Origin of the sequence: Micromonospora sp. NBRC 101691 (genome assembly GCF_030269285.1) — a bacterium.
GTDB classification, from domain to species: Bacteria; Actinomycetota; Actinomycetes; order Mycobacteriales; family Micromonosporaceae; genus Micromonospora; species Micromonospora echinospora.
Genome location: NZ_BSTB01000007.1, coordinates 93,733 through 114,477, shown reverse-complemented (window position 1 = coordinate 114,477; position 20,745 = coordinate 93,733). Strand labels below are relative to the sequence as shown.

17 protein-coding genes are annotated in these 20,745 nt (G+C 72.9%); 4 read left to right on the top strand and 13 right to left on the bottom strand.

Annotated elements, in window-relative coordinates; all coding sequences use genetic code 11:
• Positions 1-28 precede the first annotated feature (28 nt).
• The 3 genes from cutA to QSK20_RS13755 are packed head-to-tail and all read right to left on the bottom strand — an operon-like array spanning position 29 to position 2,236.
• On the bottom strand, positions 29-349 hold the full coding sequence (gene cutA / locus QSK20_RS13765; RefSeq protein WP_285789002.1) for a divalent-cation tolerance protein CutA: 321 nt from the start codon (positions 347-349) through the stop codon (positions 29-31).
• 10 nt (positions 350-359) lie between these two features.
• Positions 360-1,406, bottom strand: a complete 1,047-nt coding sequence (locus tag QSK20_RS13760) for a 1-acyl-sn-glycerol-3-phosphate acyltransferase (RefSeq protein ID WP_285789001.1) — start codon at positions 1,404-1,406, stop codon at positions 360-362.
• Positions 1,406-2,236: a patatin-like phospholipase family protein gene (locus QSK20_RS13755; protein ID WP_285789000.1), complete on the bottom strand. Its 831-nt coding sequence runs from the start codon at positions 2,234-2,236 to the stop codon at positions 1,406-1,408. The genes QSK20_RS13760 and QSK20_RS13755 overlap by 1 nt, the downstream gene beginning before the upstream one ends.
• A 198-nt stretch (positions 2,237-2,434) precedes the next feature.
• Here QSK20_RS13755 and QSK20_RS13750 point away from each other — a divergent pair, with 198 nt between their 5' ends.
• The 3 genes from QSK20_RS13750 to QSK20_RS13740 all read left to right on the top strand — a co-directional run bounded on the left by QSK20_RS13750 (position 2,435) and on the right by QSK20_RS13740 (position 8,717).
• Positions 2,435-3,916 (top strand): serine/threonine-protein kinase, encoded by a 1,482-nt coding sequence (locus tag QSK20_RS13750; RefSeq protein ID WP_285789105.1) that lies wholly within the window; start codon positions 2,435-2,437, stop codon positions 3,914-3,916.
• A gap of 125 nt (positions 3,917-4,041) precedes the next feature.
• Entirely contained in the window at positions 4,042-4,350 is a 309-nt protein-coding gene (locus QSK20_RS13745; RefSeq protein WP_285788999.1) for a CU044_2847 family protein, read from the top strand.
• 92 nt (positions 4,351-4,442) lie between these two features.
• Positions 4,443-8,717 (top strand): nSTAND1 domain-containing NTPase, encoded by a 4,275-nt coding sequence (locus tag QSK20_RS13740; protein ID WP_285788998.1) that lies wholly within the window; start codon positions 4,443-4,445, stop codon positions 8,715-8,717.
• Positions 8,718-8,758: 41 nt separating this feature from the next.
• Here QSK20_RS13740 and QSK20_RS13735 read toward each other — a convergent pair whose 3' ends face one another.
• From QSK20_RS13735 to QSK20_RS13690, 10 genes are all read right to left on the bottom strand, one after another.
• Positions 8,759-9,139 carry a VOC family protein gene (locus tag QSK20_RS13735; protein ID WP_285788997.1) on the bottom strand — a complete coding sequence of 127 codons (381 nt, stop codon included), beginning with the start codon at positions 9,137-9,139 and terminating at the stop codon, positions 8,759-8,761.
• A 155-nt stretch (positions 9,140-9,294) separates the two neighbouring features.
• Positions 9,295-10,470, bottom strand: coding sequence for a Cmx/CmrA family chloramphenicol efflux MFS transporter (locus QSK20_RS13730; RefSeq protein WP_285788996.1), 1,176 nt, complete (start codon positions 10,468-10,470; stop codon positions 9,295-9,297).
• A 490-nt stretch (positions 10,471-10,960) separates the two neighbouring features.
• Positions 10,961-11,617, bottom strand: a complete 657-nt coding sequence (locus QSK20_RS13725; protein WP_285788995.1) for a hypothetical protein — start codon at positions 11,615-11,617, stop codon at positions 10,961-10,963.
• Between the two features lie 430 nt (positions 11,618-12,047).
• A complete protein-coding gene (locus QSK20_RS13720) occupies positions 12,048-13,103 on the bottom strand; it encodes a glycosyltransferase family 4 protein (protein WP_285789104.1) in 1,056 nt (351 codons plus the stop codon).
• Between the two features lie 123 nt (positions 13,104-13,226).
• Complete coding sequence (locus QSK20_RS13715; RefSeq protein WP_285788994.1) at positions 13,227-13,898, bottom strand: BON domain-containing protein; 672 nt, start codon at positions 13,896-13,898, stop codon at positions 13,227-13,229.
• Positions 13,899-14,058: 160 nt separating this feature from the next.
• Positions 14,059-15,684, bottom strand: a complete 1,626-nt coding sequence (locus tag QSK20_RS13710; RefSeq protein ID WP_285788993.1) for a S1C family serine protease — start codon at positions 15,682-15,684, stop codon at positions 14,059-14,061.
• Between the two features lie 62 nt (positions 15,685-15,746).
• Entirely contained in the window at positions 15,747-17,330 is a 1,584-nt protein-coding gene (locus tag QSK20_RS13705; RefSeq protein ID WP_285788992.1) for a sensor histidine kinase, read from the bottom strand.
• Positions 17,327-18,028 (bottom strand): response regulator transcription factor, encoded by a 702-nt coding sequence (locus tag QSK20_RS13700; RefSeq protein WP_145836801.1) that lies wholly within the window; start codon positions 18,026-18,028, stop codon positions 17,327-17,329. Before QSK20_RS13700 ends, QSK20_RS13705 begins: the two co-directional genes overlap by 4 nt.
• 85 nt (positions 18,029-18,113) lie before the next feature.
• Positions 18,114-18,965, bottom strand: a complete 852-nt coding sequence (locus QSK20_RS13695; RefSeq protein ID WP_285788991.1) for a lysophospholipid acyltransferase family protein — start codon at positions 18,963-18,965, stop codon at positions 18,114-18,116.
• The gene (locus tag QSK20_RS13690) at positions 18,962-19,753 is read right to left on the bottom strand and encodes a GNAT family N-acetyltransferase (protein WP_285788990.1); all 792 of its coding nucleotides are present in this window, start codon (positions 19,751-19,753) and stop codon (positions 18,962-18,964) included. Before QSK20_RS13690 ends, QSK20_RS13695 begins: the two co-directional genes overlap by 4 nt.
• A gap of 162 nt (positions 19,754-19,915) precedes the next feature.
• Here QSK20_RS13690 and QSK20_RS13685 point away from each other — a divergent pair, with 162 nt between their 5' ends.
• Positions 19,916-20,626, top strand: coding sequence for a hotdog fold domain-containing protein (locus QSK20_RS13685; protein ID WP_285788989.1), 711 nt, complete (start codon positions 19,916-19,918; stop codon positions 20,624-20,626).
• Positions 20,627-20,745: the final 119 nt, after the last annotated feature.

Sequence of the window (20,745 nt, the reverse complement as noted above, 5' to 3'; positions counted from 1 at the left end):
GGACATCGTCGGCCCAGAGTGCCCGTACTCAGGGCCGGGTCTGCTCGTGCACCCAGGCCGAGTACTCCGGGTTGCCGCTCCCCACCCGGGTGACCAGGATCTCCGGCACCTCGTACGGGTGGCTGGCCCGGATCTGGTCGACGAGGGCGTCCACCCGGTCCGAGGCGGTCTTGAACTGCACCGACCACTCGGCGCTGGTCTCCATCGCGGACCGCCACCAGTAGGTGCTGTCCACCTGACCGCCGACCTGGGCACAGGCCGCCAACCGTCCGGCCACGGCGGTGGCCGCCAGCACGTCCGCGACCGAGCGCGCGTCCACCACGGTCGTCACCACGCAGATCTGATCCACGCAGCGCACCCTACGCGTCAGGCGGCCCGTCGCCGCTCAGCGCGGCCGTACCGTCGCGGTTGGCCTCGATCCACTGGTCGATCCGCGCCCACCAGTCGAAGAGCCAGTCGATGCGCTCCTGCCGCCCGGTCGGGACCTCCTCCGGCGGGACCGACCAGAACCGCATGACGATCCGCTTGTCCATCGGCAGTTCCCGCCAGACGTCCGCCACGGTCAGCATCTTATCGAGCCCGGTGTGCGCCACGAAGATGACGCCGGCCTCGGGGGCGGCGTCGAGGGCGGCGAGCACCCCGCCCGGCTGGGGCGCGAGCACGTGCCGCATCCGCTCGGCGCGCAGCGCCATCCCCTCCAGGCCCCGGGAGCGGAGCCGGTCGATGGCCCGCAGCCGCCGCCGGGGGGTGAAGTTGCCGCCCTCCGGGAAGATGACGAACGCGTCGTTGTCGTCCAGCCCGGTGGCGAGGTGTGCGATCTGGTCGAGCACCGTCCCGTCGCGGCGGGCCCCGGGCGCGAGGAACCGGGTCGGCAGCCGGTTGAGCAGGACGTCGATCGCCGGGTCCCACTGGAGGGCGTCCTTCAGCACGATCCGCGGTTCCCGGTAGAACCAGTTGACCAGCGCGTGGATCAGGATGAACGAGTCACCCGGCCCGGCGTGCCGGCAGAGCACCAGTTCCGGCCGGCCGGGCAGGGCGGTGTCCGGGTCGGTGCCGGCCACGTCGATGCTCAGCCGCAGCGTCCAGCGGGCCTGCCAGAAGAGGACCCGCAGGAACCAGCCGGCAAGCAGGTAGTGCACCCGTTGGAAGGCGGGGGCGCGAAGTCGCCAGCCGAAGCCGGAGGCGATCCAGAGGCCGAACAGGGCCAGCAGCGCGGCGGCGTCCCAGACCAGGTAGACGACGCCGATCCAGACCAGGCGCAGCGGACGCAGCCGGCCGGGGACGAACGGCGACAGCGCCGCCGCGACCAGCAGCCAGACCGGCAGCGTGGTGACCACCGTGAAGGCGAGGAACACCACGGCCGGGGCGAGCAGCACCCGGCGGATCCACCTCGGCGGCAGCGGCATCAGCGGTCCAGCGCGGCGAGGTAGTCGCGGGAGGCGATGTAGGCGCGGCTGATCCGCCGGCCCACCGCCGCCATGTCCCGGTACGCCCACGGCGAGTCGTCCCGGGGCTCCAGGCCCCCGGTGGGCAGGACGTGCACCTCGACCCCGTCGGGCAGCGCCGCCAGTTCCCGGGCGAACCGGTGCCGGCGGGCGATCTCGAACGCGACCTGGGCGACCTCCCACGGCCGTCGGGGCGGGGTCAGCGGCCGTTCGATCCGTCCCACCTGGAGGACGAAGACCCGGCGCGCGCCGAGCGCGACCGCCTCGCCGACCGGGATCGAGTTGACGATGCCACCGTCCACGAAGTGTTCCCCGTTGATCTCGGCCGGTGGGAGCAGCCCCGGCACCGAGGCCGAGGCGACCACGGCGGGCACCACCGGGCCGGTGCTGAACCAGTGCTCGGCGGCGCGTTCGATGCTCGCCGCGCAGCACCGGAAGGGGACCTTCAGCTCGCCGAAGGTGGTTTCCGCGCCGAGTTCCGCCTCCAGCAACCGGCGCAGCGGACGGGGCGAGTGCAGGTGGGTACGGGCGGCGAACCGACGCAACTGCCGGGCCACCGAGTCGCCGTACACCTCGCTCGCCTCGGGGGAGGCCCAGAGCCGGACCAGCCGGTCGGTCACCGTCTCGGTCGGGTCGGCCGCGACGAGTGCCCCGTTGACCGCTCCGATCGAGGTGCCGAGCACCAGGTCGGGGCGGATCCCGGCGCGGAAGAGAGCGCGCAGCATGCCCACCTCGACCGCGCCCAGCACTCCCCCGCCACCCAGCACGAACGCCACCGGACCGTCAGTCATGACGTTGATCCTGGCACGTCCGTGCCCGTCGGACGTCGGCCGGTGGACGGCGGAACGCCCCTGCCGCGTGCGGGTCCGGTGCCGCCGGTTCGGGGTGGCGGGCGGCCGTACCGTCCCGCAGAACCGGCCAACCGTTGACACCCCGGACACATTCCCGCAACCTGATACCGCTCCGACCCGAGGCAGGTGCGTTCAGTGATGGGAGCGCTTCACGCCGGCAGCCTGCTGGCGCGCCGGTACCGGTTGGTCGACCGGATCGGCTCCGGCGGCATGTCGGTAATCTGGCGGGCCCGCGACGAGGTCCTCGACCGGATCGTCGCGGTGAAGGTGCTCGCCCCGTCACTGGCCGCCGACGCCCGCTTCCGGGACATGGTCCGGGAGGAGGCCCGGTCCGCCGCGCAGCTCGTCCACCCGCACGTCACCTCGGTGCACGACTACGGCGAGGCGATCGCCCCGGACGGCACGATCACCTCGTTCGTGGTGATGGAGCTGCTCAGCGGCGAGGAGCTGGAGTGCCGGCTCACCGAGGGGCCGCTGCCGTGGACCGAGGCGGTGGAGATCGGCGTGCAGGTGGCCGACGCCCTCGCCGCCGCCCACCGGCTCGGCATCGTGCACCGGGACATCACGCCGGCCAACGTGATGATGACCTCGGTCGGGGCGAAGGTCCTCGACTTCGGCATCGCCACCCGGATCGGCGCCCCGGACGAGGACGAGGACGGCGGCACGTTCGGCACCCCCGCGTACGTCGCACCGGAACGCCTCGACGGGGTACCCGCCCAGCCGTCGACCGACGTCTACTCCCTCGGCGTGCTGCTGTACGAGACGTTGACCGGCCGGGTGCCGTATCCGGCGGACACCTGGGAACAGCTCAGCGTGGCGTTGGAGACCCGGGAGGCGCCGTCGCTGGCCGGCGTACCGGACCTGCCGCCTCCGGTGGCGCGGACCTGCCTGCGCTGCCTCGCCCGGGATCCGGCGGAACGCCCGACCGCGCGTCAGGTCGCCGAGGCGCTGCGCCGGCAACTGGCCACCGAACCGGCTCCCGCGCAGACCGTGCCGTTGCCACCGAGCGAGCCCGCCCCGGTGCCCGGGACGGCCGGTCCGGCAGCGGCGCCCGCCCCGCCGGTCGGTCGGATACCGGCCGACGGGGTGCGGGCGCACACACCACCGGACCGGCGACCGGGCCGGTGGGTCCTCGCCCTGGCCGCCGGGGCGGTCGCGGTGCTCGTCCCGGTCGCGCTGGCCTGGCCGGACGACCCCGCGACCACGCCTCCGCCCGCGCAGGTCCAGCCGACCACCGGGCCAGCGGTCGAGCCGACCGACGAGTCGCCCGACCCGGCCGGGACGGCAACCGCACGGCCGTCCCGGCCGCCGGCGGACGCACCGTCGCAACCTCCGACCGTTCCGGACGGGGAGACGCTGGAGAGCGCGGTGGGTCGGCTCGACCAGCTCATCGACGCCGGGGTGACGGCCGGCGAGATCCGCGAGGACGTCGGCCTCGACCTGGACAACCACCTGCGCAACCTGACCGCCGCCGCGGCCGTCGGCCAGCACGACGTGACGCAGTCGGTGGCGCAGCTGCGGGAGAAGGTCGCGCGCCGGGTCAGCGAGGGCGCGATCACCCCCGGGTACGCCCGCCAGCTCGACACCGCCCTGCAACGTCTCGCCGCCGCGCGGGCATAGACCTGAGCTGATCAAAAAGTTTGCCAGTCCCCCATATCGTGTTGCATTTGGACACCGGGTGACCGCCGGAGGGGATTGATCAGATGCCGTTCTACGTCGAGGTGCCCCTGTCGGACGGTTCGGTCGTGCTCGCCGAGGTGACCGAGCAGGTGGAGGGAATCGTTTCGGCAGGTCGAGCAGGCGACGTGGTGGGTCGCCTCACCGAATCGTTCGAGGACTCCTTCGCCCAGTTCCGCACCATCGCCGCCGGGGTTGCTCGACAGGCGTGGAATCAGGCGCACCCGCCCGATCGGGTGGCCATCGAACTGGGGGTGAAGGTCACCGCCAAGGGCCGGTTGGTGTTGGCCGAGACCGGAGTCGAGGGACAGGTGAAGGTCCTGTTCGAGTGGCAACGGAGCGACGCCACACCGTCGGCGTCGACCACTGACGAGTGAGCTGGGGTTCGCACTTCTGAAAGCCGGCCCGCCGTTGACGTCGCCGTCGCGTTCCGGGGCCGGTCGGCGCGAACGGGAAGGAAGGCGGGACCGTGACCGTGGAGTGGCGGACCGACAGCCTGCAGGCCTCGCAGGCGCGGATACGCCTGGCCGACGGCGAGGTGGTCGGCGCGGGTTTCCTGATAGCTCCGGACGTGGTGTGCACCTGCGCTCACGTCGTCGCGCAGGTGTTCGACCTGCCGGCGTCCACGGAAGAGGCACCCGACGGGCGCGTGGACCTCGACTTCCCGTTGCTGCCCGCCCGCCCCTCGGTGCGGGCGAGTGTGCTCTCCTGGCGTCACGGAGGAGCTGACATCGCCCTGCTGCGGCTCGACGCGCCGGTCGAGGGCGCGCGGCCGGCAAGGCTCGTCGACGGGACCGGCGTCTGGGGGCACTCGTTCCGGGTGTTCGGCTACCCGGCCGGCGCTGATCACGGCTACTGGGTGTCGGGCACGCTGCGGGCCGAGCAGGGTTCGGGCCTGCTCCAGATGGAGGCGCAACTGCCCGGGCCGCGGGTCGCGGAAGGATTCAGCGGATCCCCGGTCTGGGACGACGCGCAGGACGGGGTCGTCGGGATGACGGTCGCCGTGCACCGGGGCGCGACCACCGCCTATCTGCTGCCGTCGGCCGACCTGATCGACGAGCACACTCTGCCGTCCCCCTGCCCCTTTCAGGGGCTGACGGCATTCACCGAAGAGGATGCCGAGTTCTTCCACGGTCGAGAGAGCGACACCATCCGGATACACGACGCCGTTCACCGGCGGCCGGTGACGCTCGTGGTGGGACCGTCGGGATGCGGAAAGTCCTCCCTCGTGCAGGCCGGGGTACTGCCCCGGCTACGAAACGAAGGCATGAACGTATGCGAGTTGCGGCCGGTTCCGGGCGCTCCCGCGACCTCGATTCTCGCCCGGGCACTGACCGATGTCCTGGAACCGGGGCTCGGCGAAATCGAGCGACTCACCCGAGCCGAAGAACTGGCGCGACTTCTTGCGGCTGACGCGGGAATACTCGCCGAACTGCGCGGCCGGATCCTCGCACGCGCCCGGGGCACCGGCTACGTCCTCTTCGTCGACCAGTTCGAGGAGTACGCCCGCGCCGTACCGGCCGACGCACGCGAACTCTTCCGGTTGCTCTCCGGCCTGGCCGGCGGGGCCGGGGCAGCCGCGCTACGGATCATCGCCACCGCCCGCCCCGACTCCCTGGACGTGCTGGTGACGGCCGGCACGTCCCACCTCGTCAGCGACGCCGTGCAGTTCCTCGCGCCGCTGGCCGCCGACGACCTGAAGCGCGCGGTGACCGCACCCGTCGACGCCGTGCCGGGGCTGTGGTTCGAACCGGGGCTGCCGGAGCGGATCGTCGCGGACGCGGGCGACGAGCCCGGACGGATGCCCCTGGTCCAGTTCACGCTGACCGAGTTGTGGCAGCGCCGCCGCCGTTCGATGCTCACCCATGCCGCCTACGACGAGCTGGGCGGCGTCGCGGGGGCGCTCGTCAACTACGCGGACGGCGTCCACGCCGCGCTGACCCGGGAACAGCAGGAACTCGCCCCCCGGCTGTTCGCGCAGTTGGCGCGGCCCGGCGACAACGACGCCTTCGTCCGCAGGCCGGCCCGTACCGCGGAGCTCGCCCCCGAACTGGTCGATCTGGTCCGGGAACTGGCACCCGGCAAGCTCCTCGTCCTCTCGCACGCCCCGGGCGATTCCGGGCCGGAGGAGATCGTCGACCTGGCGCACGAGGCGCTGACCGGGCTCTGGCCCCTCCTGCACGGGTGGCTCGTGGAGTCCCGCGACTTCCGTGCCTGGCAGGAGCAACTGCGCGCCGACCGGCACCGCTGGCAGGCCCGGGAGAGCGACTCCGCGCGCCTGCTGAGCGGGGTCGACCTGGCCGAGGCGGACCGCAGGCTGGCCCGGCACCGCGAGGACGTCTCGGCCGAGGAGCACGCCTACATCCAGCTGAGCCGTCACCATTTCCGTCGCAGGATCCGCGTCCGCAGGACGGCGGTCGGCGCGCTCGCCCTGCTCACCGTGATCTCCCTCGTCCTGGCGTTCGCCACCTGGCAGGGCCTTCGGCGCGCCGAACAGCAGCTCCGCCTCCAGGCCGCGAACCTGCTCGCCGAGGCTTCCGAGGAGCATCCGGCCGACGATCCCGCCACCGCGTTGCAGCTCGCGCTGGCCGGCTGGAACGCCCGGCAGACCCCCGCGACCCGCCAGGCTCTGCTGACCCAGTACGTACGCGGGCAGGACCTGCTGGGTAGCTACCCGTCGGTCTGGCGGGGGCGGGCCGGTGACCTGGTGTCCACGCCGGATGGTCGGGTCCTGGTGGTCCGGTCGACGCTCGGTGGCACCCTACCGGTGTACACCGTGGTCACCGGAGCCGTGCAGGGCAAGCCACGGGCACGGGAGCTGCACGGCGTCCCGGAGGGGCTGGTCCAGTGGAACGCCCTCAGCCCGGACGGTCGGTTCTTCGCGGTGACCGCCGCGGGCGCGGTGCACATGTGGCGACTGGACGGCTCCCCGGACCCGGTGGTCCTGCCCCTGGTTCGTCAGCCGGCGACGGTGTCGAGGGCCACGTTGGATTTCAGCAGCGACAGCAAGCGGCTGCTCCTGACCATGAAGAGCAACGCCGAGGAATCCCTGGCGCAAGCCTGGGAGGCCGAGTCCGGTTCGCGTATCCACGTACCGGACGGGCTCGCCCCGGCGGGCGGAGCATCCGAGGCGGCGTTCACCGCTGACCCGAACTTCGTCGTGACGATCAGTTACACCACCCCTGATCACGACAAGCGGGTCGAGATCAGGGACCTCCGCACCGCTGAGCTGCGGTACACCTCCACCACGAAGATCAACCTGAACAGCGAGGTCTGGCTGGGAGCCGGTGGCGAACTCCTGGTCTGGAGGGACGGTGCCACCGGGTACACACAGCCTCTCGGCGCTACCCCCGGCCGTCGGATCGACCTGCCCGCCGCCGGCGGCATTCTGGACGGCACCACGCGGTACCACCCGTTGCCGCGCAACTCCGGAAACCGCTCCGACGCCGGACAGTACGACGAGCAGACCCTGGTCGACCTGAGCACCGGAGAGAGCCACCACGCCCGGGTCCCCCGCGCACACGAACTCACCGACGCCGGCCTCGCGGCGGTGCCACACCACGATGGTGGCCTGGTCGTCCTCGCGCCGATCGGCACCGCGCTGATGGTGGTACGCGCCGAGAAGGACACCGGCGGCCCTTTCCCCGCCGTCAGGGATGCCGCCTTCCGGATGTCCCCGGACGGGCGTTTCCTGGCCATAGCTGACGAGCAGAGCCTGCAGGTCGTCGACTCAGGCGGAACCCGCCGCCAGTCGGTGCCGCTTCCACCACTCGGCGACAATTACTTCCCCGATGTCACGCCCACCTGGACCGCGGACTCCCGGTGGGTCGTGCTCTGGACCACGCAGGGCAATCTCCTCGCGGCATACCCGGTACGGGACCTGCACGACCGGATGCCACTCGACGACGTGCTACCCGGGGTGAAGGCACTGACGAGTGACGGTGATCGGGGCCTCCGGGGCGGCGAGGTGGAGAAAGTCGTCGCCCTGGAGGGCAGCGAGATCGCCCTGTCCACCGTCGACGGTCACCTCGCCCGGGTCGACGCCACCAGCGGGGCCCTGCTCACCCGGCCGTTCCTCGCCCAATCCGCCTCCTGGACCGGCCCCCGCCATTTCGGCGAGGTCTTCATCACGGGCCACCTCGTCGCCCGACCGCAGCACCCCGGCCAGGTCGCGGTGGTCACCCGGAGCAGTATGGGTCTCGGCGAGATTCTGCTGTGGGACCTCCGCACCCCGCAGCACATCGCGACCCTGTCCGGGCAGGCGGTCAGCTCGCCGACCGGTTACGATCGCGAGCCCGAAAGACCTCCGTTCCTGTTCGACGAGAGCGGCTCGCGGCTCGCCGTGCAGAGCGACGGCGGAGGGGTTCGGGTGTGGGACGTCGACGGGCAGAAGCAACTGGCCGGCAGCGCGTCCGTTCCGACGAGTCACGCCCTGATCGGCATCAGCACCGGAGATCGCGTCGTCACCTACAACGAGGGCGCGGTGACGCTCCACGACCTGGCCGATGCCAGCAACTCCGACACCCTGCACGTCCTCGGCCAGCCGGAAGAGTACATGCGGGGGGAACACCTGACCGTCGTCGTGCGGGACGGCGACGAGACGTTCCGGCTGCGTCAGCTCACCGTCGACCTGCGTCCCGAGGTCCAGTTCCGTACCCTGTGCGCCGTCGCCGGTCGCGACTACACGGAGGCTGAGCGCGAACTGCTGCCGGACGGAACCCCGGCGCAGCCGCCCTGTGGCTGACCCGCCTCGTGGTCCCGGCCCACCGCGCCGGGCCAGCTCCGTCAGAGCGGGTTGAGGCGGGCCCTGAGCAGGCAGAACTCGTTGCCCTCGGGGTCGGCGAGAACGTGCCAGGACTCCTCGCCGGTCTGGCCGATGTCGACCGGACGCGCCCCGATCTTCAGGAGGCGTTCCAGCTCGGCGTCCTGGTCGCGGTCGGTGGCGTTGACGTCGATGTGCAGCCGGGGCTTCGCCCGCTCCGGCTCGTCCCTGGGGCTGAGGATGATCGTCGGCTGTGCGCCGCCGAACCCTTCGCGCGGCCCGATCTCCAGGCTGCCGTCCTCTTCGCGATCGAGCACCACGAAGTCCAGGACCTCGCACCAGAACCGCGCCAGCGCTTCCGGGTCGCGGCATTCGAGCACGAGTTCACTGATCCGACATGCCATCGACCAGACCTGCTCTCAACGTGGGGACTGCCGGGGTGCCGCACGCGGAGCTTCCGGGCTCCGTAGCGCGCACACGCCCGCGACCGTACCGGGCGAGGCGAGCAGGTGCGCACGGTTTTCTCGGTCCTCACCTCGCCCGGCCGGGTCGACCGGAGTCAGGTGGGGACCGTCTCCCCGACGGGTCGGTCGGGCCTGTGCACCGTCCGGGCGAGTCCTGCGGTCAGGAACGCCAGGGCGACCAGCAGCGCACTGACCCAGAGTGGGGACCGGTAGCCGAATCCCGCCCCGATGGCGGCTCCGCCCAGCAGGGGGCCGACGGCCGCGCCCACGTTGAGGGCGGCGGTCGCGAACGAGCCACCCAGGGACGGTGCCTCGACGGCTTCGTACAGCGCCCGGGTGACGAGGGTGGACCCGACCGCGAACGACAGGGTTCCCTGGACGAAGACCAGCAGGAACACCACGTACGCGTGCTCCACGGTCACCGTGAACAGGAGCCAGCCGACCAGCAGGGCAACCCCACCGGGCACGAGGAGTCGCATCGGCCGGGAGTCCGACATGCGGCCCCCGATGGTCACCCCGGTGAACGATCCCAGGCCGAAGAGGGCCAGTAGGACGGGCACCCACTGCCGGCCGAAGCCGCTGACCTCGGTGACCAGTGGCGCCAGGTAGGTGAAGGTGCAGAAGGTCGCGCCGTTCACCAGGGCGCCCAGGAGCAGGTGCACGAGCAGGCGGGGACGGCGCAGCGCCCGCAGTTCCCGCCGGGCGCCGGGGGCGGCTGCGTCCGGCGCGCCGGCCGGAACCGAGCGCAGGACGGCGACCACGGCGGGCACCGAGACGGCGGCCACCGCCCAGAACGCCGACCGCCAGCCCCACAGTTGGCCGAGCAGGGCACCGGCGGGCACCCCGGCGACACAGGCCAGGGTGATGCCTCCGAGCAGGACGGCGGCGGCCCGGCCCCGGGCGTCGGGCCCGGCCATCCCGGTCACCGTGGCCAGGCCGACGGCCAGGAAGCCGGCGTACGCCAGCGCTCCGACGACCCGGCTGGCCAGCAGGACCTCGAAGTCGGTGGTGACCGCCCCGACGACGTGCACCAGGATGAAGACGAGCAGGAAGACCAGCAGTGCCCGTCGTCTCGGCCACCGCAGGCTGAGGATCGCCGTCAGCGGCGCTCCGATGATCATTCCTCCGGCGAAGGCAGAGGTCAGCACTCCCGCTGCCGGGACGGAGACTTGCAGGTCACGGGCGATGTCCGGGAGCAGACCGGACAGCATGAACTCGGACGTCCCCTGGGCGAAGACCGCCAGTCCGAGCAGGTAGACGGCAATTGGCACGGCACACCACGTCCCTCGACGTACATGGATGAAGAGAACGCGGTGGACTCACGGCGGGCACGGCCGGACGGGGCCGACGGGCCATCGGTCCGGGCGGGGCGCACGGGAACCACCGCGCGAGGGGGACCGGGCTGCGGCACGGAGGCGACGAGGCGGTGGTGAACCTGGTCGCGGCCTCGCGAGGACAGCCCACGGCGGTCCGGTGGCAGGTACGGCGGAACCGCGCCGTCCGGAGATCCGACAGCGCTTCAGCGCGACGTCACCGCCACCGGAGACCGGTGGCTAGCGTCTGGACGCCTCGGGGCTGGACACGGGGCGAACCCTAGTCAGCAGGTGAACCCGCCGTCAATCGGGTTCACCGTCGACCCACAGTTGCGCGCCGGCAACGGATCCGTCAGCGGACGGGCGTCCGGACCGGTGCCCGGCCGTCCGCCCGTCCGCTGTCGCCTCTCCGTGACTTCGGTCCGGCGGGAGCGCCTGCCTGATCGCGTTATGCGGCCGCCACACGCTCGGCGGTCTCGGCGGGGTCCTGCTCGCCGAGGTCGGCGTAGAGCTTCCGCATGCCGTCGAGAAAGTCGTGCACCTTGTCCAGATCATCGCCCACGTGCTGCGAAACCAGGTAGATCATGGTGTCGAGAGGGACCTTCCTGTGGTCGACGACCGACTTGACGAACGTGTAGCAGAATGCCTGCTCCATCGCTTCGGTGACACTCTTCTGCGTGAAGTAGTACTTCCAGAAGGAAACGTCGACGCGGATGAAGGCGTTGTGTTCCATCGTCACGAAGTAGAAGTCCTTCTTGGTTTCACCTGTCGTCGTGTCGCCGAACAGGACACCGATGGCAGAGTGGACGACCGTCTTCAGGCCATCCTTGTACTGACCGGAGAAGAACTGATCCACTGCCGCATCGATTCCGGGTGCGGCCTGCTCCCCCGACGAGACGGTGTATCCCTGCTGGAAGTTCTGCACGGAGCCGGGGACGATGAACAGGTCGCTGATTCCGCCACCCGTCCCGTGCAGCATCGCACTGATCCGGTCTTCGGCAAGCTGGAGATGCGCCTCGGCCGCGCTCTTGACGAACTCCATGCGCTCCTTCGCCTGCAGAGCCTTCTCGTCCGTTCCCGTGAACCCCGCTATCGCCTTCTCCATCGCAACCACAGTGGACCTCATTTCCCGGGGGTGGGTGAAAATTCGGCTGGAGCCCCCACGCGGCGGCACTCCCCTTCCGCTTGAAGGCGGGACCAGTGACGTGAAGTAAAGCAGGAACCGTCGTCGGCGAAAGCTCGCCTCATCCAGGCGGTTCTGCTGCATTTCAACAACGGACGGGACCAGTAGGCCATTCACCGATCAATCGGACGCCCGTTCGTCGGATTCATGTCACCGCCACGACCCACGTCGGCCCCGTGACGACCCGGCGGATCCGGGTGACCAGCAGAAAGGCGACCGGGCGGGAAACGGGGGTCGCACCGGGTGCTGACGCAGATCCGGTCGCCGGAACCTGTGTCATCAATCCGTCTCAGGAGGTCACGTCGCGCGCCGGCTGTTCTGCGGCGCGAACGGCACGAGCCGACGGGAGCCGTCAGCGGACGGGCGTCCGGACCGGCTCGGCGGGGACGGGGTGCGCCCGGGCGGCCGAGCGCCGGTACACGGCCTCGTACCCACGCGCCATCCCGGCGGTGGAGAAGTGCTCCGCCACGTGCGCCACGCAGTCCTCCGGCCGCAGCCGGTCCACCTCGCGCAGCGCGGCCGGCAGCTCCTCCGGCCGGTCGCGGACCAGCCCGGTCACCCCGGGCCGGACCACCTCGGGCACGGCGCCCCGGTTCAACGCGACCACCGGGGTGCCGGTCGCCATCGCCTCGACCATCACCATGCCGAACGGCTCGTCCCACTGGATCGGCATGATCAGGCAACGGGCCTCCACCAGCAGCCGCAGGCAGGTGTCCCGGTCGGCGTCGAACACCACCCGCACGTCCGGCCCGAGCAGCGGCTCGACCACCTCCGTGTAGTGGCGGCGCTCGCCCGGCTCGTTGCACTTCCCGGCCAGCACCAGGGGCAGGCCCGCCGCCCGGCAGGCCGCGACGGCCACCTCCGGGCCCTTGTCCGGGCTGAACCGGGCCAGCCAGAGCACCGGACCGGTGCCCGGCGCGTGCTTACGCGGGAAGAGCGCGGTCTCCAGGGCGTTGTGCACGGTCCCGACCCAGGGCAGGCCGGTGTTCAGCCGTCGCTGGGCGTGCGAGATGGCGACCAGGCCGACCGAGGGGGGCACCTGGCTCAGCACGTCGCCGTACTCACCGACCGGGTTGCCGTGCACGGTGGCGACCGTGGGCACGCTCCGCCGGTCGGCCATCAACGGCCCGATCGTGGTGTGGTCGTGGACCACGTCGAACCGGTCCGGATCGAGCGCTCGGTGCACCCGGGCCAGGTGGGCCAGCTCGGGCAGGGACTCGCCGAGCCGCTCGTGCTGGAGTTCACCGACCGTCGGGACGTAGGCCGCGTCCGTGCCGTGGCGGGCACCCGCGCCGAAAACCGTCACCCGGTGTCCCCGGTTGACCAGACCGTCGACCAGACCGGCCACCACCTGTTCGAGGCCGCCGTAGCCGGACGGGGGCACCGGGTACCAGGGAGGCACCACCATGGCGATCCGCAACGGCCCTTCGCGCGCGGCGGACGAGTGGTTCACGACGAGACGCCTCCCCTGTCAGGTTCCGAACGGCGTCTTCCCGTCACCGCCGGGGGTAAACGACCGGACCGGGCCGGCTCAACCGGAGACGGACACCTCGGTACGTACCACGCCGACCCCCGGGGTCGACCAGGCGACGCGTTCCGCCTCGTCCCGGTCGGCAAGGGTGTGCACCATGCCGGCGAGCAGCACGGCGTCCCCGGCCACCTCGACCGTGACCCCCTCCGTGCCGGCCCGACGCATCAGCGTCCGCTGGATCCGCTGGCGCAGCTCCTGCCCGGTGGACGGGCCACGGGGGCGTACCCGGACCAGGTTCGTGATGCCCCGCACGCCACGCAGCCGGCGCAGCTCGCGCTCGGCCGCCCGACGCTCGAAGCCGAACTCCACCTGGCCCCGGAGCATCACCCAGCCGTTGGCGACGGTGACGTCGAGCCGCTCGGCCGGTACGTAGCTGTCCCATTCGAGCGCCCGGACCGCCGCGAGCGCCACCTCGGCGTCGGTGCGTTCCGCGTCGGCGTCGAGGCGCACCTCCAGCTCGTCGGCGACCGCCCGGACCCCACGCACCCGCTGCGCGCTCCGCTCGGCGGCCCACCGTTCCGCGTAGCTGCCCACCTGGCCGGTGAGCGTCACCACCCCGTCGTGGACGGTCACCCCGACCCCGGTCGACGGGACGCGGGGTTCCCAGACCAGCTCCTCGGAGACGTCCTGCTGGATCTGCCCGTCGGTGGGTCGTCTCCTCGCTGTGGTCATGCCGCTCCCCTCTCCCCTGCCGCCACGGATGCCGTCGACGGTGCCCGCGACCGGGGTGAGGTGACCTCACCCGGCCCGGGTGGGCACAGGGGGCGGCGGGCGACGGAACCGACCCCCTCGGTTCCGCCGCCCGCCGCCAGTGGGGAGGAGACAGTTTCGGTCAGGACGCCTCGGCGAGCGTCGCGGTGACGGTGGCGGTCGCGCCGTCGCGGCGGTACTCGATCTCCACCCGGTCGCCTACCTTGCCGGCCTGCACGGCCGCCACCAGGTCGTTCGAGTCGCCGATGCTCTTGTCGCCGAACTTGGTGATCACGTCGCCCTGGCGCAGGCCGGCCTTCTCGGCGGCACTGCCCGGGGTGACCGTGGAGACCAGCGCGCCGCCGCCCTCGGCACCGGTGACGCTGACCCCGAGCGAGGGGTGGCTGACGTCCTCGCCCCGCTGGAGCTGCTCGGCGACGAGCTTGGCCTTGTTGCTCGGGATGGCGAAGCCGACGCCGATGTTCCCGCTGCTCTGGCCGCTGGTGGCGATCGCGGTGTTGATGCCGATCACCTCGCCGCGGGTGTTGACCAGCGCGCCGCCGGAGTTGCCCGGGTTGATCGGGGCGTCGGTCTGGAGCAGGCCGGAGATGGAACTGCCGCCGGCCTGCGGGTCCTGCTGGCTGCCGGCCCGGATGGTCCGGTCCCGGGCGCTGATGATGCCGGCGGTCACCGATCCCTGGAGGCCGAGCGGGCTGCCCAGGGCGAGCACCTGGTCGCCGACCTGCATCGCGTCGCTGTCGCCGAGCTTGGCCGGCTGGAGACCGGAGACGCCGGACGCCTTCACCACCGCGAGGTCGGTCCTCGGGTCGGTACCGACGATCTCGGCCGTGGCCCGCCTGCCGTTGGCGAAGACCACCTGCACGGACTCCCGGCCGGCGGAGGCGACCACGTGGTTGTTGGTCAGCACGAATCCGTCGGCGCTGAGGATGACACCGGAACCCTCGCCGCTGCCGGCCTGGATGGAGACCACGCTGTCCTGCACGCCAGCGGCGATCTTCGGCAGGTCGGCGCCGTCGAGCACCGGAGCGGCGGAGTAGGTGACCTTGGTGCCGGCATCCTCGAACAGGGCGAGCGCGAGCACGCCCCCACCGACACCGGAACCGAACATCAGGGCCAGCGCGGCGACCCCGGCCGCGGCGAACTTGGCCACCCGGCCCGGCTGGGCGGGGCGGGGGGCCGGACCCTGCGCCCACGGCGGCACCGGCCCACCGGGCGGCACGGGCCCGAACGGACCGGGCTGCCCCGGGTGGCCGGCCTGCCAACCGCCCTGGCTCCCCGGATACCAGGGGGTGTTCGGGTAGGGGCCGCCGGACGAGGGGTGACCGGGCTGGGCGGACACGTGGCCCGGGTAGGGCGGGACGGAGGGGGACGCCGGCTCGGCCGGTCGCCAGCCCTGCGATCCGCCGACCGGGCCCGACACGGGAGCACCGGACGGGGCCGGAGCCGAGCCCGGAGCGCCGGCCGGAGCCGCGCCGGGAACGCCGGCCGGAGCGGGGGCCTCGTGCGGGGCGGCGGTGGAGGCGAAGGAGGACGTGGGGGTGCCGGCCGGCGCGGGGCCGGTCGCCGGCACGTCGGAGGCGGGGGGCGTCACCGTGGACGCCCCGGCCCCGGAACGGTCGGCGGCCGTCGCAGCGGCGTCCGGGGCGTACGGCGACTGCGCGTGCTCGGCGCGGGGCAGCTCGGCGGTGGGGTGCACCGGCTCGGCGTCGGCCGGTCGCCGCTGCGGGTCGGTCTCGTACTCGGTCATGTCCCTACCTTGCCCCGACGGGCTGCGTCCAGCCTGGAACCCGCCTGAATGTTGCCTGAAAATCACCGGCCGTCGCTGTCTGCTTCCTCCCCGGAGTCGCCCGGCTCCTCGGGGGCCAGCGGCAGCCGGACCCGGAACGTCGCGCCGCCCCCCGGGGTGGGCACCGCCTCGACGGTGCCCTGGTGCACGGCGACCAGGGCGGCGACGATGGCCAGTCCCAGCCCGGTCCCGTTGGCCCCGCCGACCCGTCGGGTGCGCGCCGCGTCGGCCCGGTAGAACCGCTCGAAGACCCGTTCGGCCTGCTCCTCGGAGAGCCCCGGCCCGGTGTCGACCACCTCCACCACGGCCGTCGCGTCCTCGGCGCGCAGCCGCAGGGTCACCGACGCGTCCGGTGGCGTGTGGGTCAGCGCGTTGGTCATCAGGTTGCCGATGATCTGCCGCAACCGGGCGTCGTCGCCGCGGACCACGAGCGGACCGGAGTTCGGGGCGATGTCCAGGCTGATCCGGCGGTCCGGGGCGACCACCCGGGCGGCCTGGACGGCGTCGGCGGCGAGCACCGGCAGCTCCACCGGCGCGAGCGACAGGGGCCGTTCCCGGTCGAGCCGCGCCAGCAGCAACAGGTCCTCCACGAGCAGCCCCATCCGGGCGGCCTCGTCCTCGATCCGGCGCAGCAGACCGGCGGTCTCCCCGGGCTCGCGGGCCGCGCCCTGCCGGTACAGCTCGGCGAAGCCCCGGATGGTGGTCAGCGGGGTCCGCAGCTCGTGCGAGGCGTCCGCGACGAACTGCCGCATCCGTTCCTCGGAGCGGATCGCCCGCGCCTCGGAGGCGCGCGCCGCCTCGGCGGCGTCCCGGGCGGCGGCCTCGGCCCACCGGGCCGACGCCTCGGAGGCGGCCCGGGCGGTGAAGGCCGCCTCGATCTGGGTGAGCATCGAGTTCAGTGCCCGGGAGAGGCGGCCCAGCTCGGAGGTGGGGCACTCGTTGCCCTGTTCCGGGTCGGGCACCCGTCGGGTCAGGTCGCCGCCGGCGATCGCGGCGGCCGTCCGCTCGATGTCGACAAGCGGTTTCAGGCTGGTCCGCACGATCGCCGCGCCGATCGAGGCGAGCAGGATCAGCACCGCGCCACCGACCAGCAGGTCTATCCAGATGAGCTGTTTGACCGCCTGGTCGACGTCGGAGAGGTGCTGCCCGATGGCGAGCACCGGACCGTCGGGAAGCTGGATGTAGAGGATCCGCCAGCGGATTCCGCCGTCCTGGGAGCGCACCGTGAACGGCTCACCGACGCGCTCCTGGGCGCTGGCGAGCGTTCCGGACAACGCGGGCAGGTCCGACGGGCCCAGGTTGCTGGTGTCGTACCGCAGCGGCTCGACCCCGCTGGCGTCGATCACCGCGACCATGTAGTCGGTCGGCAGGTCCGCCTTCTGCGGGTTCCCCTCGGACAGCAGGCGGCTGATCGCGCCCCGGATGGTCGCCTCGTTGCTGCGCAGTTCCGCGTCCACCTGGTCGACCAGGTAGGTGCGGAGGAAGAAGGTGGTCAGCGTGCTGATCACCACGAGGGCGGCGGCGACCAGGGCGAGCACGGCCGCGACCAGCTTGACCCGTAGCGGTACGGCCCGCAGTCGTCCCTTCGCCTGGTCGACGACGTTCACGCCGCCGGCTTGCGCAGCACGTAGCCGACCCCACGGAGGGTGTGGATCAGGCGGGGCTGGGTGTTGTCCACCTTCCGCCGCAGGTAGGAGATGTACGACTCGACGATGTTGTCGTCGCCCCGGAAGTCGTAGTTCCAGACGTGGTCGAGGATCTGCGCCTTGGACAGCACCCGGTTGGCGTTGAGCATCAGGTAGCGCAGCAGCTTGAACTCGGTCGGCGAGAGCTGCACCCGCTGCCCGGCGCGGTGCACCTCGTGGGTCTCCTCGTCCAGTTCCAGGTCGGCGAAGGTGAGGCGGGACGGCGAGTGCTCCCCGGTGACCGTGCGCCGCAGCACCGCCCGGATCCGGGCGGTCAGCTCCTCCAGGCTGAACGGTTTGGTGACGTAGTCGTCGCCGCCCAGCGTCAGGCCCCGGATCTTGTCGTCGGTGGCGTCCCGCGCGGTCAGGAAGACCACCGGTGTCCGGGTCCCGCCCTCGCGGAGCATCCGGATCACCTCGAAGCCGTCCAGGTCGGGCAGCATCACGTCGAGGACGACCAGGTCGGGGCGGTGGTCCTTGGCGGCGTTCAACGCCGCGCTGCCGCTGGTCGCCGTCGCCACGTCGAAGCCGGCGAAGCGCAGGCTCGCGGAGAGGAGTTCGAGGATGTTCGGGTCGTCCTCGACGACGAGCAGTCGCGCCTCGGTCTGGGTAGGGGCCATGTGGCCATCATCCGTGACGACGCTGCGCCCGGGCTGGGCGCTTCCTGCAAAAACCCTGAAAGCCGGCCGGCTCGGTGAATCGGACTCAGGTACCACTCTTCCACACCGGCATCAGCCGCAGCGCGGACTCCGCCGTCCGGGCCAGGCCACGCCGGTCCGCCCCGGGCGCGGGGTGCAGGGCCGCGCCGACGGTCACCGACACCACCAGGTCCCGGGCGCCGAGCACCCGCCGTACCGACCGCCAGAGGTTCTCCTCGCCGAGGAAGGCCGGGACGGTGGTGTCGACGCCGGCCGAGGCGCAGCGGTAGGCGATCCGGACCGGCACGACCGGTGTGCCGGTGTCGACCGCCGCCTGGAACACCGCCGGCCGGAAGCCCGGCCGGGGTCGGGCGTGGACCGGGTCGACCGTACCGCACCAGGTGGTCCCCTCCGGGTAGACCGCGACCTGCCGGCCCGCCCGGAGCAGGTCGGCCACCCGGCGCACGGTCACCGGCAGCGCCCGGGGGCGGGAGCGGTCGACGAAGACCGTGCCGGCGCCTCGGGCGAGCAGGCCGACCAGGGGCCAGTCCCGCACCTCCCGTTTGGCCAGCATCCGGGCCGGGGCGACCGCGAACAGCGCCACGACGTCCAGCCAGGAGACGTGGTTGGCGACCAGCAGCGCCCGGCCGCGCGGCGGTCGGCCCCGGACCACCAGCCGCACGCCGAACGCCCGCGCCGTGCCGCGCGCCCAGACCCGGCACCCGGCCCGCCGGGCGGGAGCGGGCAGCAGTGGCAACGCGGCGGCCAGCGCGGCTCCGGCCAGCAGCATCCCGAGTACGGCCAGCAGGCGGGCCACCCGCCGGGTGACCGGTACGGCCGCCGGGTGACCGTCGGCCGGCAGGCAGTCCGCGCCGCACGCGGAGAGCGGACGCCAGAGGTCGTACCCGACGGCGCTCACGCCGTGGCCCCGGCCCGGCGCGGGGCGGCCGGCTCGCCGAGGAAGTGCCGCAGGTAGCGCGGGTTCATCCGGTCCAGGCTGAGCAGCACGTCGAAGTCGGCCACCGCGAAGTCCGGGTCGTAGGCGGGTTCGCCGCAGACCCACGCGCCCAGCCGCAGGTATCCGCGCAGCAGCGGTGGCACCACCGTGCGCCCGGCGTCGCCGGCCGGCGACGGGGCGTCCGGCTCGGCGAACCAGGGGCGGTGCGGCCGGACCCGCAGGGGTGGGGGCGCGAGGTGCCCGGCCCGCACCCGCTCCCACACTCCGGCGGCGGTGTGCCCGCCGTCGGCCAGCGGCACCGAGGCGCAGCCGCCCAGCCAGCGGCGTCCCCGCAGGTGCAGGTAGCGGGCGATGCCGGCCCACATCAGGTTGATCACCGCGCCGGAGCGGTGGTCCGGGTGCACGCAGGAGCGACCGACCTCGACCAGGTCGTCCCGGAGCGGGTCGAGCGCGGTCAGGTCGAACTCCTGCTCGGCGTACCGGCGGTCGGTGCGCCCCGGCGGCAGCAGCCGGTACGTGCCGACCACCGCGCCGGTCCGCTCCTCGCGGACGATCAGGTGGTCGCACCAGGGGTCGAGGTCGTCGGTGTCCAGCCCGGCGACGCCGGGGCGCAGGGTGGCACCGAGTTCGGTGCCGAACACCTCGTGCCGCAGCCGCTGGGCGGCCGCCACCTCGGCCGGGCGGTCAGCGATGTGCAGGGTGTATCCACTGGTCGTCAGGGGGGTGCCAGTGGCGTTCGGAACGGCCATGAGCACTGTGTAGGCGACCGGGGTTGCCGGGTACCGGTTCGGTGGATGTCGATCGGATGAACGCCTGTCGCCGGGCGGGCACCTGTCGCCGGGCGGGGGGACGTGGCAGGCTGCCCGGGGGCCCGGCACCGCCGCCGGGCGGGGCGACGGAGGACCTACCGGATGATCATCGAGGCGCGCTACAACGGACCGCCCGGCTCGGGCAACGGCGGCTGGAGCGCCGGGGTCTTCGCCACCGCGGTCGGCGGCACAGGCGGGGACGCCGGCTCCGCCGTCGCGCCGCCGGGGACGGTCGAGGTGACCCTGCGCCGGCCCCCACCGCTGGGGGTGCCGCTGCGTACGATGCCCTCCACCGACCAGCCCGGCCGCCACGAGGTCCACGACCCGGACGGGGCGCTCATCGCCCAGGTGGCGCCGGTGGCGGAGTTCAGCCCGACCGTGCCGGGCGTGGACCTGGCCACCGCGCGGGCCGCCTCCGCCGACTATGCCGGTTTCACCGGTCATCCCTTCCCCGGCTGCTATGTGTGCGGGCCGGAGCACCCCGACGGTCTGCGGATCTTCCCCGGCCGGCTCCCCGACGGCCGGACGGCGGCCCCGTTCCGGGTGCCGGCCGAGGTCCGCCCGGAGACGGTCTGGGCGGCGCTGGACTGTCCCGGCGGCTGGGCGGTGATCGGCCCCGGCCGCCCGTACGTGCTCGGCCGGATCGCGGTGCGCGTCGCGGCGCTGCCCCGACCGGGCGACGAGTGCGTGGTGACCGGGGCGGCAAGCGGCGGCGAGGGACGCAAGGCCCTGGTGCACTCCAGTCTGTACGCCCCCGACGGCGCCCTCCTGGCCCACGCCCGCGCCACCTGGATCGCCCTGCCCGCCGACTGACCCACCGCCGGACAGGTCGCTCCCTGGCCCCGGACGCGCCGGCCGGACCGGTCGGCCCGGCACGGGTGACACCACCTCGGTGGCGTAACCGCTACCCAAGGTAGTGTTCTCCCCCCTGG